A 17,701-nucleotide genomic window follows, 5' to 3' on the forward strand; every position below is an offset into this window, starting at 1 on the left:
GATTCCAAATCAATTCTTCGAAAAAATGAATCCTTCGCCAAGTCGTTTTTGCAATGCGAGAGGTATTATTTGCATGTTTACAGTCCGTTAGAGGAGCTAAAAGCAGACATTGACGACTACATCTACTTTTACAATAACGAGCGATTACAGGAAAAATTAAACGGCCTCAGTCCAGTGGAATTCAGGACCAAGGCCGCTTAACGGACTTTTATTTTTTTTATTATCTACTTGACGGGGTACATTTCATCCTAATTATGCTAGCTTGTTCAACAAATTGTATATGACTTGCGCAGCTTCAGCACGTGTAGTCATTCCTTTTGGAGAGAATTTGTTCCCATTACGTCCTTTGATGATACCTAGCTCTACAGACGCATTCATAGCATTCACAGCCCAAGATGAAGTTTGATTCATATCATCGAACTTGGAGTCCGTGTAAACGTCAAGCTTCTTATTTGTTGCCGCTTCGTAGGCTTTTATCACCATTGTGACCATTTCTTCACGCGTAATCTTACCGTTCGGATCGAACACAGACTCACTCTTTCCGTTAACGATGCCCGCATTCACTGCTATGGAGATAGCCTCCTGGTACCAAGCATTGTCCGCTACATCCGCAAATTTGATTTCGCCAGGCGTTGTGAGCTTCAACGCCGCCATTAGCAGAGAAGTAAATTCAGCCCGGGTTATCGAACGATTAGGCTCGAATGCAGTAGGGCTGGCGCCTTTAATGATCTGCTTCGCAGTCAATGCTTGTATGGTGTCAGCAGCCCAGTGCGTACTAGGAACGTCCGCGAATTCTTTCTTAAACTCCAATACCGCGTAATAGCTGAAATGAATGACTTTAGCGACCATTTCTCCATTCGTATATTCTCCTCCGATATATTCCAAAGTACCGTTATCGGAAATATTGTAGATTCCCGCTAAGTCCGGGTTTATGGACGGGTCCGTTTTCAACCGAACGGTAACCGCTTGTTCGAATTGTGATAGAGTCGTTGTTTTGCCGGCTTTCGTTACGATTGAAAGGCTAAAATCGTATATTTCGCCAGAGAGTTTAAGTTTTGCATGGCTAAAAGCCTCTCCTTTGGCCAGAATCGCCGTCGCGGAAGATTGGGACAACGGATTGATCGTCAGCACGATGCTGCAGTCCTTCAGATCATCAGCTGATACCAATGCAGTCAACTGTTTAATGATTTCAGCGGATAAAGCTAACGACAATTTATCCGTTTGAACCACTAATTGATTTTGCCCGAGCAATTCAGCTGTGTTGGCAGGAAGCATGATGTGCTGCGCATCATCCGAAATGGGCAGGATAACCTTGCCATCTACCGCCGGTTTTCGGATTTCATCAGGCAGAACGACATGTTTGCCCGGCTCTGCGCCGCTCGAGTCGCCGCCTACGGTTCCGCCTGGATTATTGCCCCCAGAGTTATTATCAATCTTCTTAAACGTGGCATGAATCGTATGAGAGTCGGATATGTTTGTAAATGTGTAGCTATTGTCCACCGTTACCTCCATGCCGTCTACCATCACCTCGTCAATCGCATAACCGTTGTCAGGCGTAATCGAATAGACTTGGTTTGCCCCTTCCATGACATGAACGGCGCCGCTCGGAGTAATGACACCGTTCTCGCCTGCACTTGCTGTAATGGTATGGGTTTCTACCGCTTCGATTACGATTTGACCATCGGTTGCAATATTTGAAATTTCGATCTCATTTATTTCATAATAAGAAGGAGAGCTATAGAATCGGCCGTCGTAAATGACGATCTGCATTTCGGTAATGCCTTCCTGTGCAAGGATCGGCAGCGGTTCATTGTGAAAGCCGCCCTTATTCTCCGTGTTGATCCCCTCGTAAAGAGGCCAAAATACCAAATCGCCGCCCTCTTCCCAGTACCATGTATAATTGTCAGACATGATTTGGGTCCATGGGTCTTCCGCAGCTTTCCTCACTTTTATCGCGAGAACCGACGGTTTATGGTCAACAGCCCCGTCAGGAACGACCATGGTTACCGTATTGAAGGTTTGAGGCGTTGCCCATTTTAAATCAATTGTATGGGGAAATTGAAAGTCATCCCAATTACTTCCCTTACCATTAGTAAATACGGTGGTGTGATCTCCGTCAATGAGACTAGCAACATCCGTTGCGCCTTCCCTTACCTTATCCAAGGCAATCGAAGACACATTCGCAGCAAGATTTTTGACCCTCTTGATCGCGATGTTGTATTCCTTAAAGGCCCCTTCGTCTCCAATGGCTTTTACCGTCAAGGTTTGCTGTCCCTCGGGAATGGCTGCTGCAGCGATCTGGCTTGGCGAGATAGGAACGCCGTTAATCTCAAGCTCCCCATAATTATCTTTCAGAGATGGCGCAATCGCGATTTTATTTATTTCCATCCCGATTTCAATCGAATAATCCCTTACATTTGGATCAAACGGAAGCTCAATCGGCAAGCCGCTGTTCCAATCCTTTATTTCCAATCCGGACAACTGGGCTTCCTTCGTTACTTTTATGTCGCTAATCTCGCCGTTCTCCGGCAAGCTGTAAAGCTCCAGTTCATAAACGGCGTACATATTCCATGATTTATAGTAAGCGTCGTTAATTTGCACTCTCAGCTTGAGAACGTCACTGACTGCCGGGATATTGGCATACGTGTATTCCATCACGCCGTCGTCTTTGTCACTCTTCCAAATAAGAGGAACTCTCTGTGCTACCGTCTCCCAGTTCTCTCCGTCTTTAGAAACCTGGACATCCACATCATTGATGCCCTGAATAAGGCCGGAGGCAGTCGCCATAACAATGGTGTTAAAGACCTGTGGCTCATCCCAAGCCATTACGATCTCGTGCGGGAAAGGATGAGTATCGTTATAGCCCTGCAAGCTGGCGAACATGGTCCCGTAGTCCCCATCTGCCAATTTAGCCGGACCGTAGGTAACTCCTTGGTCACCCGAACGCGCGGCTGATGCCGTGATTTCAGAATAAGCTCTGGCCGCATTGGCGCCAGCTTCATTCACATTGCCCTTCAAAAAGTTCAACGTATACAGCTTGGTCGTTACCCCGTCACTGGCCGTGCTCAATAGATGGATGCTGCTCTTTCCATTCGGAATCGATGCAGTGGCCACCATACCGTCTCCAATACTCTTGCCATTGATTGCAATCGTGCCGCCTTTGTCCATTAACGTCGGAGTAAGAGTAATCGTATTTACATCCTCCGGCAGCATAATTTGGTAATTGGTAATGCTTTTGTTGAATTTAAAATTAGTCGCGTTGGTAATAGTAAGGCTTGCCAGAGAGGCATTGTAAATTTGCTGGCCTTCGTACATTTTCACTCTGAACGCGTCAATGCTAAGCTCTTTGTTTTCCAAGTTCACAACCTTTACCGTATGTCGCTCGCCTTCCGACAGATTGTTTATGCTGAAAATCGTATAATAGTCATGTTGAACCTTCTCATACAGATCAACCGTAACCGGGTCTGACCCGTCAACGGAAATGGCGGCTTTACCGGATAATTGGTTCTTTTCGACGACTACGTCAATTCCGGAGCCGACAAAAGTATATTCTGCGTAAGCATTGGCGCCCGATGTCGCCTGAGCGGTGCCAAGGTACGCGAACTGCCGGTTTCTTCCGAACCAGCTGCCCGAATATTTGATATCGCTGTCCGTATTGTCTGCCAGGTGAGTCATGGGCAGTTCCTGTCCGATGAATGGATTCACGGGCTCCGGTATCTCTCTCATTATTTCACCTGCGGCTGCCATAACCGAATAATCATGAAGCGTTTTGACGTAGTTCGGGTCTAGTGTGTATTTTTTCGGGTCATCGCGATTAACAACGATATTGGCAAGCTGCTGAGCCAGCTCCGGATTCGTTTGCTTGATGATGTGCAGCAGCTCGTAATCTTCCAGTCCGTCCCTCATGGCTTCATGACGCAGAGAGCTCTTTATCGTCATATTTTTCTTGTCCGGATAGACAATATAGGAATCGCCGTTCCAAGGTCCCACATACCATGCATTCCATGCCCAGTGCAGATGGCCAGTGACGTTCTCTTGGCTAATATTCCAGTATAGCAGCCTTCCGGTCAGGGTTGGCTGAGTCCAAAAACGATTCAGCCACGGCGGTTGATTCACTTCCATCGTGTAAACCCATAGGTCTTTACCGGCAGCTTGCTCCGCTTGATACTGATCCTTCAGTTCATGGAATTTGGTCGTATAAGGAACCATGACATCCAAATAATCAATGGTTCCATCTGCCAATAACAACGCGTTTGGATCCGCGTCCATTGTTTTAAATTCCGAACCGAAATCCGCGTTGATCTCTTTTATTTTTTTGGCAACATACGTCCACCAGTTTTTGTGGATGTCATTTTGCGGCTCATCGAGAATATGTTGATACCAAGTGAAGCCGTTCTCACCCAGCCAACCTTTATCCTTCAAATGGTCGTACAGGGCGGTCAGGTAATTCTTCAGAAACGCGTCGGTTACGGGAAGCGATTCGGGCAGTGCCGTATTCCACGCCGCCGTAGGTTTTTCATCGTCAGGCATTTTATTTAAGTAATGGATTAAATGCTGGTTGGCAAAGTGTGTGACACCATTCTTCATATAGGTTTCAACGTATCTGTCAAACAGAGACCAGTCGATGTCGGCAGGAATTCCGTCAACAAAGTCCGAAAGCTGTGTCCCCGTAGCATTTAAGAAAAGGTCAGTACGGACCCAGACCATGTTCGTCCGATATTTGCTCATGGCTTCGGCGAACTCATTCATCAAATCGAACCATTCGTCGCTGTAAGTTTCTACGCCATAATAATATTTGCCTACGTCATATGCTTGAGATCCGCTGCCCTCCCATGTCACGCCGTCCCATGTAAAACCGTTCGTCATATTCCAATGGTAATTGACGAAATCGGTCTTATCTACTTCGGGAATGGTTACATCGTATACGCTCACACGGATGGGCACCGTATAATCGTCTAATGACGTTTTTACCGTTATGATCCCCTCATAGATACCGGCTTTCGCATCAGAAGGAACATAATTGGTAATAAAAATAGGCTGTGTTGCATTTGCAGCAACCCCAATAGACCCTTCGTTTGAAAGCGGATCAGGAACATCTGAGAGCGGATAGAGCTCAAGCCCCTCTCTTTCCGGCCAGAAGGGATTCGCTTTGGCCGTTTCCTTGTCTTCGTATTCAACAAAGTGGTAGGAAAGATTGCTAGCTGCAATGATGTCATTTCCCGGTGATATCAGGTCAGAAAACTGTACTTCGGTGATGTCGAAGGCTTTGCTGCTTCTAACGGCAATTTGCGCACTTTCATATTCGTTTTTGGCCGATACTATATCGATTTCCGGCTGGAGGCTTTGGGGCATGGTGCTGGTTCGATACACGGTTTTCAACGCATTTTCCACCCAAACGTCTATCTCGCCGGTTTCTACATCGCCTGTGCCCGCATAGGTTACAGGCGCGGCGGACAAGAGTAAGCTGATCACAAGAACGAAGGACAGCATCTTTATTCGCATTTTCTTCACTCGCTTTCATTCAGAATGTTGAACCCCTTAATAAGCCGGTTGACTTCCATTCTTTTCTCCAACAACCAACTGCTGCTCTTTGGATATTGACTAAAGGTGAATGGATGATTGAGGCCCCTCTCCAACAGCTCCAACACACTTTCCCTTCCAATGAACCTTTCCAGAAGCTCACAGGCGGCCCTCAGGTCTTGCAGTGCTTCATATAAAACTTCCATGCGGATGGACTCATTCGGCCCGACCTCCCCTGGATAGACAAGGAAAGCATCTCCGGAAGTAAAAGCACCGTCAACATCGGTTAATTGATAAGCGTTTAATTTATTGATGGAATATTGCGAATACCAAAAGTTATATCCCCAGTGCAAAAATCCTTTTAGGTTGAATTTATACAGCTGCATGCCAAGGATCCGGTTGCGGAATGATGGGAAGGCGAGAAAACGATTAGAAACTTCCTGTACGCAGCAATAATAGGTCCACAAATCCTTCACATCGCGACTAAGAAAGGGTTCCAAGTGATTGCTCGCGCTCACAGGCTGTTTAACAGCGAACTCAAACATCTTGTTTCAAGCCGAATTGCGTTTTCGCTCATGTTAGACCTCCTTGCCGGATGTCATATCCTCTTTTGCTTCCCAGCAGCAAGCCTAAAGCTCAATGACGATCATCTGATGGCAATCGACTTTGGGCACCGTATATTTCAAAATTTTATCCCGCTGTTCGAAGGCAAGCGGTATCGATTGAGGCGCAAGGTATACTCGCTTCGCGCATTCAGGCAGCCTCAATTCGACCTCTACATCATAAATCGGGACGATATCTTCAATAACTTCGGTATTTTTACCTCGTCGCACCGGCGTCCGGATCGGCAGAGAAATTTCCCTTGCGGTTACGGCTTCCAGAGGCAAATGAGATCGCTTCCAGTGACAAAAGAGCGACATCAGCGACACTTTGAACGTCTGAACACCATTCTTCCTTCGCCTCCACTTCGCTGTAAGCGGCACCGATCAACCGATAAGTCGCTTCATCCATTAATCCTCTCGGGTGAAGCTGATCCCCGATGGAGCACCCCGCTCCATTGGCGATGCTGAGCGCTGTCTCGTACCTTAGTGCGTTTGGATGCTTGTAGCCGCCGAATTCCCCCCATGTTGTATGAAACTTTCCAGTCATGCCAAGAAAAGGCATGCCGATCGTCTGTGAATACCGCGCGGACAACGGGAAATGATCGTAACCCCAGCCACCGGTCGGCAAGGATTCCAGCTCAAGATGGGTATTCTTTTTTGCCAAATCGCGCCTTCCGCGCCTGATATGACCGCCATTGTGGAATATGTTCATCCCAGGCTTAATCGCTTGAACAGCTTCCTTGATTCTGTTCGTATAAATCGCGTATACCCTTTCGCCCAAAGCTTTCACCGCTTCATCATCCCGCGGATCCCGTCCCTGTTTCCGAAGGGCCGCTACACAATGCTGACAATAGCACATCTGAACCCCGACAATATCGAGAAAGATCCCGTCGACATCATAATTTCGTACTACTTCTTCCACTTGGCTGACTAGCACGTCCAAGTAGGGCGTGTTCATACAAAAACCATGATAACCGGGTTCCATAAAACTTAATGTCTGGTCTTCTTTGTCGCGGCTCAGCCATCCGACCCGGCGTCTCGCCAGCTTTTCATCCAAACCTGCAGAGAGGTACGCCGGTGTCTTCACACCGATTTCATGTGCTGCTTCGATCATTACGCCAAGGAGATCGAATTTCAGTTCCGGATGCATTTCGTTTGCGTCGGACGGGTGATAAGCCCAGCCGTGGTGACACTTCGAGAAGAGGGTAATGGAGTCCACATGCCCTTGCTTCAGCATGTTCTGAAATTGATGTTTGGAAAAGTCAGCACCTATGCCCGAGATCGCTTCGGACGTATGGAAATCAAGATGAACCTGTCGAAATCGCATCGATCCTTCGCCTGCCTTTATTCAGCTTTACACACGCACTTTAATGAACTCATCCAATCGAACAACACGTTTTTCCTTTCGTGAGCGTTCTGCGGCAAATGCCATCATGTGGCTTTCCACCGATTTGGCGGCCGACGTTAACGTATCTTGGCTGCCGTTTTTACGGATGACATTAACAAAATCACGTATCAATCCGTAATCGCCTCCTCCATGTCCCACATGTCCGCCCTGCTCGGTAAACGTGATGAGCTCTCTTCGACCGGTGCCGAAATACCGGATTTCAATCTCGTTTTTCTCCATTGAGCCCCGGATTTCGCCTTTGGTGCCCATCAGCTTGATCGTCCTGTCGCATTCTTCCGTAAAAGCCGTCATCGTAAATACAGCGGTTACTTCATTATCAAACTCCATACTGACTACTTGATGATCCACCACATCGTTATCGCAATGGTACACACAACGGCCGTATGGCCCCGTAAGAAGCGCTTGATAGCGTGCTTCATAGCTGAGATCATTACTGATTGCCATATCCATCCATCCCGGTTGATTGGTCAGATAAACCTTTGGCGCATAATAAGCACATGTATCGGCAGCCGGACATCCGTCAAGACAGCGCAGCGGCGCTCCCTCAGGAGCTTGCTCGGCTTTGAAATGGGATAATGCCCCGTAGGAATTAAGACTGCTGCAATCCGCTCCTGCCAACCAAAGCAAAATATCCATGTCATGGCAAGACTTAGCAAGAATCATCGGACTCGATTCCCTTTCATTACGCCAGTTTCCCCTTACAAAGCTGTGCGCTTGGTGCCAATAGCCTACATTTTCATTATGCTGAATAGACATAAGGCACCCGATCTTGCCTTCATCCAGCAAACTCTTAAGCGTTTGAAAGAAACGCGTATAGCGGAGCACATGGCAGATTGTAAGCACGCGATTGTGCTTTTCCGCCTGTTCTTGCATTTGAATGCATTCTTCGAAGCTGGCGGACATCGGCTTTTCAAGCAGTACATGATATCCGGATTCCAAAGCCTGCATTGTCGGTTCGAAGTGCATTTTATCTTGTGTGCAGATCAGGACCGCATCCGCACTCACCTCCGCGTCCAGCAGCTCCTCCCACTTCTCAAAACACATCTCATTATCAATGCCGTGATCCTTCTGCAGACTTAACCGGCGCTGCGCATCTGGTTCTGCTACAGCAACCACTTTCATATCCAGCGGATTGTTCAGCGCATAGCCCGTATAAACCCCGCCTCGCAATCCAGCACCAATTAACGCAACGGTAATCTGTTTCATAATGATTCCCTTCCTCTCTAAAGCGGCGCGAAATATCCTTCACGCTCTCTTATTCTTTAACACTGCCGATGGTCATTCCCTTAACAAAGTATTGCTGCAGGAAAGGATAAACCAGCATGATCGGAAGTGCGCCTAGAAATATTTGCGCCGTCCTGAGCGTTCTTTCGCTTAAATTTTGCAGCATCGACAGATCCTCGGTCGTAATCATCTTAATATTAATGGACGTTACCAACGTTGAAAGATAGGTTTGCAGCGGATAATTATCCGGTGAATTCATGTACAATATACCGTCAAACCAGGAGTTCCAATGCCCAACCAGCGTAAACAGGCCGATTGTTGCAATGGACGGAAGCGACACGGGCAAATACACTTTCCATAGGATAGACCAGTGGCCGGCGCCGTCGATCAAAGCGGCCTCTTCCATCTCTCTCGGAATTCCCCTGAAGAAATTAAGCATCAATACGGCATTCCATACGCTAAGCGCACCGGGAATAATAAGTGCCCAAATGCTGTTCATCAAGCCAGTCTCTTTGACGACGATATAAGTCGGAATGAGACCACCGCCAAAAAACATCGTTATCGCAAAAAACCAAACATAGACGACTCTATGACGGAATTGCTCAAATGTCTTCGAAAGCGGATACGCGGTAATAAAAACAAGAAACATATTAATCGCCGTTCCGAGGACGACCCGCTGCAGCGTTATCCCAAGCGAACGGAGAAACTCAGGCTTCTGCCCGAGAAAACCGTACGCTTCAAGCGTAAATCCGATAGGCCACAGTTTTACCGAGCCGGCTGATGCGGCCGCGTTTGAGCTTAACGATACGGCTAGCAGATGGATGAAAGGAACAACGCACAAAAACGTTATAAATGTCAGAAAACATAGGTTAACAATATTGAAGATTTGTCTCCCGGCAGACTGCTTATAGAAATGCAATAGGTTCCACCCGCCTTCTAGAATATTCTATAGTTGCTGAATCTGTATGCGAGGTAGTAAGACAGCGATACCAAAACGACCGAAATAGCGGATTTGAACAATCCAATAGCCGCAGCCGGCGCATATTGATGATCGAACAAGCCAAGTCGGTACACAAAGGTATCTATTACATCGGCTTTCTCATACACGATCGGATTATACAGAATCAAGATTTGATCGAATCCTGCATTCAGYACGCCTCCCAAGCTCAACGTGCAAATCAGGATAATAATCGTAGACATTCCCGGCAGCGTAATGTGCAGCATCTGTTTCCATCTGCCTGCTCCGTCAACCTCGGCAGCCTCATAGAGATTAACGTTAATGCTGACAATGGCAGCCAGGAATATGATCAAGTTGTATCCCATACCCTTCCAAACGTCGGATGCGATGATGATGGAAACAAACCAATTGTTGCTCGCCATAAACATAATCGGATCAACGCCGAAGAAAGACAGCAGGCCATTAACAGGACCGCTGAGCGAAAATAGCTCGATCATAATTCCGCCTAGCACGGCCCAAGAAAGAAAGAAAGGCAAAAAAATGCTCGTCTGAATCATCCGCTTGAACCAGTTTTTCGCAACCTCGTTCAGCAATAAGGCCAAAATCAACGGAACAGCCAAGCCGAAAATAATTTTTAATAAGGAAATGAAAGTGGTATTCCACAGTACCTGATTAAAATCAGGCAAGTTAAATACATAACTGAAATTTTTAAAACCAATCCATTTGGATTTAAAAAAACCGAGCGCCGGTTGAAACTTCTGAAATGCCATCACGATCCCTAACATCGGTCCGTAAGCATAGATCAGCGTTACAATAACGCCGGGGATAAGCATAAGATGCAAAGGGAGTACCCTTTTCAATTTCCAGCGATTCTGAGGCAGTGTCAATGATACATTTCCGATGTTCGTTTTCGTTTGCTTCACATCAGGAGCCCTCCGATTTTTAATAGAATGTTAGAATAAAAAAGAAGGGGAACGATGCTGTGCATAGCTTCCCCTCCCTTGCCCTTCCGATGGACCATGCCTTTATTTATTCGCGTTTTCGGTATACCATTTATTCACTTCGGCGGTAATGTCGTCTCCGCCCAGCTTCTTCCAGTCCTCGACGTATTTATCGAAATCGGAAATAGGAGCGGAGCCTACGATAATCTTCATGAACGTTTCATCCCTCATCTTGTCTAGCGATGAACGCCGTTCGATCATTGTTGGTGTAGGAGGTCCGAAATACTCGTCCCATACGACCATTCCATCGTCAACAATCTTCTTGGAGAAACCGATTCCACCGTCTCTGGCTCCTCGGCTAAACCACATCCCCCAGGCGGCGTTGTCTGTCGGATCTGCAGCGTATTTCTTCGCGTTCTCGAAAACGGCCTGCGCTTCGCCTGCGCTCGGGAAATCTTCAGGCAGATTAAGTGTCTCCTGGCCCGCTTCCACGGCTGCGCTGACTGTTTCCATTATCAGATCAAATACGCCAGGATAATAAAATCTAGGTGTGTACCAATTATAAATGTATCCGTTGGATGGTCCTTTATAATCATCACTTTTTTTATCTGTATACTTGGGTTTATTCGTCTCAAGGAAGTAATTGGCCATCTTGATCGCCGCTTCCGGATGCTTCGCTTTTTTATTGACGACCAAAATGCTGTTAATAGATCTTTGATTCAAAGTCTTACCCGGTTTGCCTTCAAAGGATGGCAGCTGCAGCGGAATCCAGTCTGCTTTCGGATCGTTATCCTTGTTCAGGTTAAGCGGCCAGTTCGGATACCACCATTCTCCAAATGAAATCCCTACTTTGCCGACCACGATATCTTCACTGATCTTGTCTTCATCCGCAAGCATGAACTCTTTATTCAAAATCCCTTTCCCGTACCATGATTGCAGAGTTGATAGCGCTTTTTTTGTTTCTGGCTGAATATTGCCAGATACAAGTTTGCCGTCAGAATTCTTTAACCAGGCATTCGGATAGGAACCGTGGCTGTAGAACAACCCTTTGGCATCAAACCCCCAGCCAAAAATATTTTTGTTTAGTATGACGCCGTAAGTATCATCTTTGCCATTGAGGTTTGGATCATCTTTAACGAACGCCTCTGCTACCTTTTCCAGTTCTTCCAATGTAGCAGGAGGCTGCAGCTTAAGGTTGTCAAGCCAGTCTTTGCGAATCCATACGATTTGTGTCCCACCCGTTCCGCTTCCCGTAACGCCCAGCAATTTGCCGTCGAAGGTAAGGGAATTCAACGCAAAACGATCGTCCTTCTCGATGATTTTCTTCAATGCCGGCGACGCATAATTTTCATAAGCATCAGTCAGGTCAGCCAAAATGCCCTGCTCCCGGAATTTCTCAAACGTTGTCAAATCTACCTGCATGACATCGGGCAGATCACCTGACGCAATCGACAAGCTAAACTTCTGATCAAATTGGTCTTGAGGGACAGACCATAAATACTTAAGATCAATGTTCAGCATTTCTTTTAAATCCTTGACAAACCCGCTAGTTTCAGGCTTGACGCCAGGCAGGGCGTCGGCATCCTCAGGGGGGCGGTATGAAAGGACCTGGGTAACGGTTACAGGCTCATCATATTTGCCTAGTGGATCAAAATTTTCTACCTCATTCGTTTGAGTATCACCTGCTGGCGGTTCTGTGGTAGTGTTGTTTGCAGTCTCCCCATTGCTGCATGCAGGCAAAACCACAAAAGTAAAAATGGTTGAAACGATGAGTGCATAGCTAGCAAACTTTCTCCTCATGTTATTCCTCCCCTTTAATTCGTGTCCGTTTTCTTTACAAGTTCATCATATCCCGGCCATTACTTCGGAACAATAATAAGATCTTTACATGCTTCTGTTCTATTTACTTTTTATGATAGCAGTCTCTCTATACTCCTGAGGCGTAGATCCAGTCATTTTTCGGAAAAAGGATGTGAAATAAGAAGGCGACTCAAACCCCAGCTTAAGGGCGATTTCATTCACCTTCAACTGCGTGTGCATAAGCATGTCCATCGCCGCTTCAGCTTTCGTTTCATTGATGAAATCAGATAAATTACGTCTGGTCAGCTGCTTATAAAAGCGGGAAAGATAGGATGGATTGAAATAAACAACTTCCGCAATGCGGGCAAGCGATAGATCATTTCCTAAATTTTCGGTCACGAAACGGTGAATCCTCTCCACAATCTGATTCTCGCTTTTCTCCACCTGCTCTTTTTTTATATGGCAGATCAATACGCATAATCGGTTCAACTGCTTTTCGATTGTCTCCCATTCCGCTGCCGGCTCCATAACCGAAATACTTGCTACCCCGATGTCATGGAACGATTTATCGTAGCAATCCATGCTGTTTAATGCAGACAGATAGACTAGAAGAAGCTTATAATACCGCTCCATCCCGACTATATAGTTAGGATTTATCTCCTTCTTTAACCTTTCAACCAATTCGGAGGTTAACGAGTACGCTTCCTTCTCGTCTCCTTCATCAAGAAATTTTTCTAACACCTTAAGTTTTTTATTGAATTCAACCGCTGGAGGTACAGCGGACTTTCTTGTTTCCCCCTTGAACCATTCGTCGGACTTGTCGAGATCGATGATTGCCATTACCGGTCCGAATACGGCTCGTTGCTTGAAGGCCGCTTTTATCAAATCAAACGTTTGTCCAATTCCATCCCATTCGACGGCTCTCTTACCAACGACAAACGATATCGGAATTCTGAGTTCATTGCGGCAGCTGTTTTGTATCGGCTCCAGCATCCCTTTCAAATAAAAGACCAGCGCCTGCCAGTCCGTTGCGCCGCTTTCTTCGTTAAATTTATCGGCAGCCGCGTCAGGCTGTACAAACCACACAAGCTCACTGCGGTCATGGATGACTGTTTCCGCTTTGATTTGCAAAGGCAGATGCTCAGCAAATAGGCTCTGAATAGAATAAAAGAGTTCCATTTTTTTCATGTAAGTAGTTTTTTCTTCCCATAGATCCACTTTTCCCGCAATAATCATTAATGGCCTTCCAAGCTCGATTCGCAGAGAAAGCCCCTCATACCATTCGCTGCGCCAAACATTTACGGCATTATCCCCTGTCAGCAGCGCTTCAAAAAATTCTTTTTTTAATAAAGGCTCTGCCACCGTTAGCTTCAAGCTGGCCCTCTCAAGCAGATTCCGATTACGGTGTTCCTCATCAAGCTTGTTAATCGCTGTGCTTACCGTTTGATGAATAACCTCCATTCCTTCCATTTTCAGAATATAGCTGTCCACATTTTTCTGAATCGCTTTATATGCATAATCAAACTCACTATGTCCGGTTAACAGAATAACCCTGCAGGAAGGCCAATAAAACAATACATCATCGACAAGCTGCAGCCCGCTTTTACCAGGCATCCGGATATCGCTTATAAGCAGATCGATCTTTGTTTTTTTTGCAATTTCCAACGCCTCGAGCGCCGAATACGCTTTGCATATGTCGAGCTCCCATTCTACATTTTCCTGAAAATGCTGCAGCAATCCGTCTACAATGGAAGGCTCGTCGTCAACAATCAATAATCGATACATCTATCCCATCTCCTTAAATGTCAAAGTAAATGCTGATCTCTGCTTTTAATCCGCCCAATGTACTGCGGGAAACAAAAACACCGCTTCGTTCCCCGAATTGAAGCTGAATCCTTCGGCTAACGTTAATCAGTCCCGTTTTTTCAGGGATAGATGAGGCAATATTTAGTTTTTTTCGAAGTTCAAAAAGCGAATCTTCCGTGATTGCGCTGCCATCGTCCTCCACAACAATGGACAAATGGTTATCCTGAAAAGTCGTTTCCAGTCTTACGTTCCCACGACGCATCCCATTTTCGAATGCGTGTTCAAAGGCATTTTCTACAAGCGGCTGGACGATCAAACGAGGAACCTCAATCGATTTAGCGGCCTCGGGCAGCTCAGTCGCTTCCACATTTATCCGATTGGAGAAGCGGATGCTTTGAATTTCACAGTAGTCAAGCGCATGTTGATACTCCTCTACGAAATGTACCGAATCCTTCCCGCTGCGCGTTATGAATTGGTAATAGCCTCCAAGCTTTTGTGCTAATGTCGCAGAGCTATCCATATCACCGCTCCGGCAAATCATATAGAGGTTAAAAAAACTGTTATACAGAAAATGAGGATTGATCTGCGACTGCAGCTGCTTCAGCTCGGATTGCTGGAGAGCGATTTTTTGCTCATAATTTTCATTGATCGATTGCCTCAGCTTATCGACCATCTGGTCAAAATTACGGTACAAATAACCAAATTCATTATCGTGCTGCTGGTTCCGAAGGGAGACGATCAGGTTGTCTGTCTCTAATTTTTTAAACGCTTGGATTAGCTTTTTTATAGGCCTGTGGATCATCAAATTTACTGAAAAGGAAAACATGATAACGATTGCTATCGATACGAAGGAAAAGAGGATTAACCAGAAGTTGAAGTTTTTGAGCGGTTTGATCACTTCGCTCTCATTCATATAAGTGTATAACGTCAATCCAAGGGCTCGAATATCCGTACTGGTGATCATATAGTTTTGACTCTCAACCTTAACCATAGTAAAGTCCATTGTTTGTTCAGGTTCATTAAGCGCTTTAGTTGCTTTAATAAATCCCATTACCGGATCTTTAGCTTTCACCGATATAACGTTATCGAGCTTTTCATCTGCCAGCAAAGCGCCAGAATCCTGAGAGTGCTCAACAAGCTTTAAAAGCGTCTCCTTAAGTTTCGGGATGGAGAGCTCCATATACACTATGATATTGCCGTTGTTTCTGGATTCGATAAAGAGCATTTTTTCATCATCGAAATAGAATGGCTGTGCAGGCTGCTGGCTACTATAGCTCGATATAATGGAAAATTCCGAATTTCCTTCGGTCTTCTCGACACCGCTCTGCGTTGATATCGTTCTGCCGAGGGATTTCACATATGCTCCTACGTTAACGAGGAAATCGCTAGAGTCTTGAATCGTGACCAGCCGTTCAACGATTCGATTCACTAATTGAAAATCTTCAAATTCATTAAGCTGTTCGCCAAGAAAACTTAACTTTTGTAAATCGGAGTCATTCAAAAGATGCAGCTGCTGTTTGCGGACAAAAGCAATTTGATCATCCAACTGGCTGGAATAAAAAGTGACATTTGACAAGCTTGAATTGGCATACCCCTGTTTCATAAGCGAGAGCCCCGACATATTCATCCATAGATTAATCAGATAAACTGGAAGCATCATCACCATAAAAACGATGATTACCTTCTGATATACGTGCAAATGGGACAGCATGTTTAGTTTCTTCAAAGCTCGGCTCCTTTCAATTGAGATAATCGCAGTTTTGCCCAGAGGTAGTTAGGTTGTTTTGTATCATTTACGACTCATTAAGTAAAATATCCTTCTTTTTCGACCTCTAACATTGGTTAATAGAAACCGGGCTATCTGGACCGTGATATGCCCCATTTAGTAGACAGGTTAAATAATAAGACCTGCGTGTGAGAGGAGCTTGTTCATGTCAAAAGAACAGTATAGCGCACTAGAGAAGCTTGCGATCCTTGATGAAATAAAGAGGGGACAAATTGTCATTAAGGCTGCAGCTGCTGAATACAGCTCAAACAAAACAACCTTGGAAAAGTCGAGTCGTCGTTATGAGGGATATGGATATGAAGGGGTGTCTCAGTATCAGGAAGCGCTTAAAGGCAAAATTAAACGGCCTCAGTCCAGTGGAACTCATGACCAAGGCCGCTTAACGGGCTTTTATTATTTACTTTCTACCTGACGGGGTCCAGTTCACAGACCAAACAGTCTTTTCTTGCTTATCTTCTTATTTACATTCACTTGTCGTATGACGGGTAATCAACTCTGGTTTTATTAATATTTTGTTGTATTTCCCCTTAGGCTCCCCATCGGCGTTTATGCGGTTAAGCAGCAGCTCTGCCGCTTTAAATCCGATTTCATGCTCGAACTGCTTTATGTGGGTGAAGTTGGTGACGCCTTCCATGATTGCAGTCGAATCATCAAACGTAATGATCGACAAGTCCAGCGGCACATTAAGCCCTGCCATCTCAGCCATTTGATGAATATAAGCGCCAAGCCTGCCGTTTAAAGTAATATAGGCGGTAGCCATCCGGTTTTTCACATATCTGAACAAAGGATGAGCTTTAACATCATCCGATGTTCTCAAGCTGAATTCGGTAATAATGTGCGCGGGATTAATTAGCGCTCCTTTATTTTTAAGAGCGTTCATATATCCGTCTATTCGCTCTTGAACCGTTACCGTCTGAAGAGGAGAATCGGAGCATATGGCGATTTCACGGTGACCCAGCTCCCATAGATAATCTACAGCAAGCTGCGCGCCGATTCGGCCGTCCGATGCAATGTAATCCGTCTCCACGCCAGGCAAGAAGCGGTCGATTAGCACAAACGGAAATCCACTGAACTTCATGCTTAAAATTTCTTCGTTATACTGCCCTTCGTCAACCGGGAAAATGAGCAGACCTTCGACACCAAAGTCCATAAACAACTTTATGGCTTCTTTTTCTTTATCCAGCTGTCCTCCGGACAACTGAATCACAGATCGATATCCTTTTTCAAGCAGAGCTTTCTGCATCCCGTCAATCAAACGTATCGAGAAATAATCTTCAATCGTCGGCATCACGATGCCTATTATTTTTTCCCTAAAGCTGCTTTCCCGCTGCTCATGCAGATGGCTTGCCGGGCGTCCGGTATCGGGCGTCTCCATCTTCGCTTTATTTACGAAACTGCCTCTTCCTGGAACGCGGGTGATCGAGCCTTCATTCGATAACCCTGCCAAGGCATTGACGACCGTAATTTTACTCACATTAAAAAGCTCCATGAGTTCCTTCTCGGTCGGAATCCGATCACCTTGCTTCAGCCCCGAGGACTGAATGAGCTCTTTAATATAATCCTGAATTTGCTGATACAGCGGCATTCTCTCATTTTTCATGTTTATTCACCAAAAATTCTGTATATTTGTTATGTTATATATAATATATGTTTGTT

General features: G+C 45.7%; 12 protein-coding genes and 1 pseudogene. 2 read left to right on the top strand and 11 right to left on the bottom strand.

The features are described 5' to 3' along the window. Positions 1-12 precede the first annotated feature (12 nt). Positions 13-201: an IS3 family transposase gene (locus tag AC1DLI_RS16355; RefSeq protein WP_477605032.1), complete on the top strand. Its 189-nt coding sequence runs from the start codon at positions 13-15 to the stop codon at positions 199-201. A gap of 51 nt (positions 202-252) precedes the next feature. On the opposite strand, the gene AC1DLI_RS16360 is transcribed toward AC1DLI_RS16355, so the two are convergent. The 10 genes and pseudogenes from AC1DLI_RS16360 to AC1DLI_RS16405 all read right to left on the bottom strand — a co-directional run bounded on the left by AC1DLI_RS16360 (position 253) and on the right by AC1DLI_RS16405 (position 15,985). Then, entirely contained in the window at positions 253-5,502 is a 5,250-nt protein-coding gene (locus AC1DLI_RS16360; protein WP_477604304.1) for a glycoside hydrolase domain-containing protein, read from the bottom strand. Between the two features lie 5 nt (positions 5,503-5,507). After that, entirely contained in the window at positions 5,508-6,065 is a 558-nt protein-coding gene (locus AC1DLI_RS16365) for a DUF4091 domain-containing protein (RefSeq protein ID WP_477604306.1), read from the bottom strand. An 84-nt stretch (positions 6,066-6,149) separates the two neighbouring features. After that, positions 6,150-6,353, bottom strand: coding sequence for a hypothetical protein (locus AC1DLI_RS16370; RefSeq protein ID WP_477604308.1), 204 nt, complete (start codon positions 6,351-6,353; stop codon positions 6,150-6,152). Beyond that, a pseudogene (locus tag AC1DLI_RS16375) lies at positions 6,343-7,449 on the bottom strand (alpha-amylase family protein); the annotation flags it as partial. The gene AC1DLI_RS16370 and the pseudogene AC1DLI_RS16375, both read right to left, overlap by 11 nt. A 27-nt stretch (positions 7,450-7,476) precedes the next feature. Continuing rightward, the gene (locus AC1DLI_RS16380; RefSeq protein WP_477604310.1) at positions 7,477-8,736 is read right to left on the bottom strand and encodes a Gfo/Idh/MocA family protein; all 1,260 of its coding nucleotides are present in this window, start codon (positions 8,734-8,736) and stop codon (positions 7,477-7,479) included. A gap of 49 nt (positions 8,737-8,785) precedes the next feature. Then, the gene (locus tag AC1DLI_RS16385) at positions 8,786-9,673 is read right to left on the bottom strand and encodes a carbohydrate ABC transporter permease (RefSeq protein ID WP_477604312.1); all 888 of its coding nucleotides are present in this window, start codon (positions 9,671-9,673) and stop codon (positions 8,786-8,788) included. A 17-nt stretch (positions 9,674-9,690) separates the two neighbouring features. Continuing rightward, positions 9,691-10,545, bottom strand: a complete 855-nt coding sequence (locus tag AC1DLI_RS16390; protein ID WP_054028635.1) for an ABC transporter permease — start codon at positions 10,543-10,545, stop codon at positions 9,691-9,693. Between the two features lie 192 nt (positions 10,546-10,737). Next, entirely contained in the window at positions 10,738-12,453 is a 1,716-nt protein-coding gene (locus AC1DLI_RS16395; RefSeq protein WP_477604314.1) for an extracellular solute-binding protein, read from the bottom strand. Between the two features lie 99 nt (positions 12,454-12,552). Next, the gene (locus AC1DLI_RS16400; RefSeq protein WP_477604316.1) at positions 12,553-14,238 is read right to left on the bottom strand and encodes a response regulator transcription factor; all 1,686 of its coding nucleotides are present in this window, start codon (positions 14,236-14,238) and stop codon (positions 12,553-12,555) included. A 13-nt stretch (positions 14,239-14,251) separates the two neighbouring features. Next, positions 14,252-15,985, bottom strand: a complete 1,734-nt coding sequence (locus tag AC1DLI_RS16405) for a sensor histidine kinase (protein WP_477604318.1) — start codon at positions 15,983-15,985, stop codon at positions 14,252-14,254. 205 nt (positions 15,986-16,190) lie between these two features. Here AC1DLI_RS16405 and AC1DLI_RS16410 point away from each other — a divergent pair, with 205 nt between their 5' ends. Beyond that, a complete protein-coding gene (locus AC1DLI_RS16410) occupies positions 16,191-16,457 on the top strand; it encodes a hypothetical protein (RefSeq protein WP_477604320.1) in 267 nt (88 codons plus the stop codon). 45 nt (positions 16,458-16,502) lie between these two features. On the opposite strand, the gene AC1DLI_RS16415 is transcribed toward AC1DLI_RS16410, so the two are convergent. Next, positions 16,503-17,645, bottom strand: coding sequence for a GntR family transcriptional regulator (locus AC1DLI_RS16415; protein ID WP_477604322.1), 1,143 nt, complete (start codon positions 17,643-17,645; stop codon positions 16,503-16,505). Between the last annotated feature and the right edge of the window lie 56 nt (positions 17,646-17,701).

The sequence above is a fragment of the Paenibacillus sp. 01T443 genome (assembly GCF_056398325.1).

Excerpts from the sequence above, each read along its gene's own strand:
- AC1DLI_RS16360 (WP_477604304.1), bottom strand. The coding sequence starts at position 5,502 with ATGCGAATAAAGATGCTGTCCTTCGTTCTTGTGATCAGCTTACTCTTG.
- AC1DLI_RS16365 (WP_477604306.1), bottom strand. The coding sequence starts at position 6,065 with ATGTTTGAGTTCGCTGTTAAACAGCCTGTGAGCGCGAGCAATCACTTG.
- AC1DLI_RS16380 (WP_477604310.1), bottom strand. The coding sequence starts at position 8,736 with ATGAAACAGATTACCGTTGCGTTAATTGGTGCTGGATTGCGAGGCGGG.
- AC1DLI_RS16395 (WP_477604314.1), bottom strand. The coding sequence starts at position 12,453 with ATGAGGAGAAAGTTTGCTAGCTATGCACTCATCGTTTCAACCATTTTT.
- AC1DLI_RS16400 (WP_477604316.1), bottom strand. The coding sequence starts at position 14,238 with ATGTATCGATTATTGATTGTTGACGACGAGCCTTCCATTGTAGACGGA.
- AC1DLI_RS16410 (WP_477604320.1), top strand. The coding sequence starts at position 16,191 with ATGTCAAAAGAACAGTATAGCGCACTAGAGAAGCTTGCGATCCTTGAT.
- AC1DLI_RS16415 (WP_477604322.1), bottom strand. The coding sequence starts at position 17,645 with ATGAAAAATGAGAGAATGCCGCTGTATCAGCAAATTCAGGATTATATT.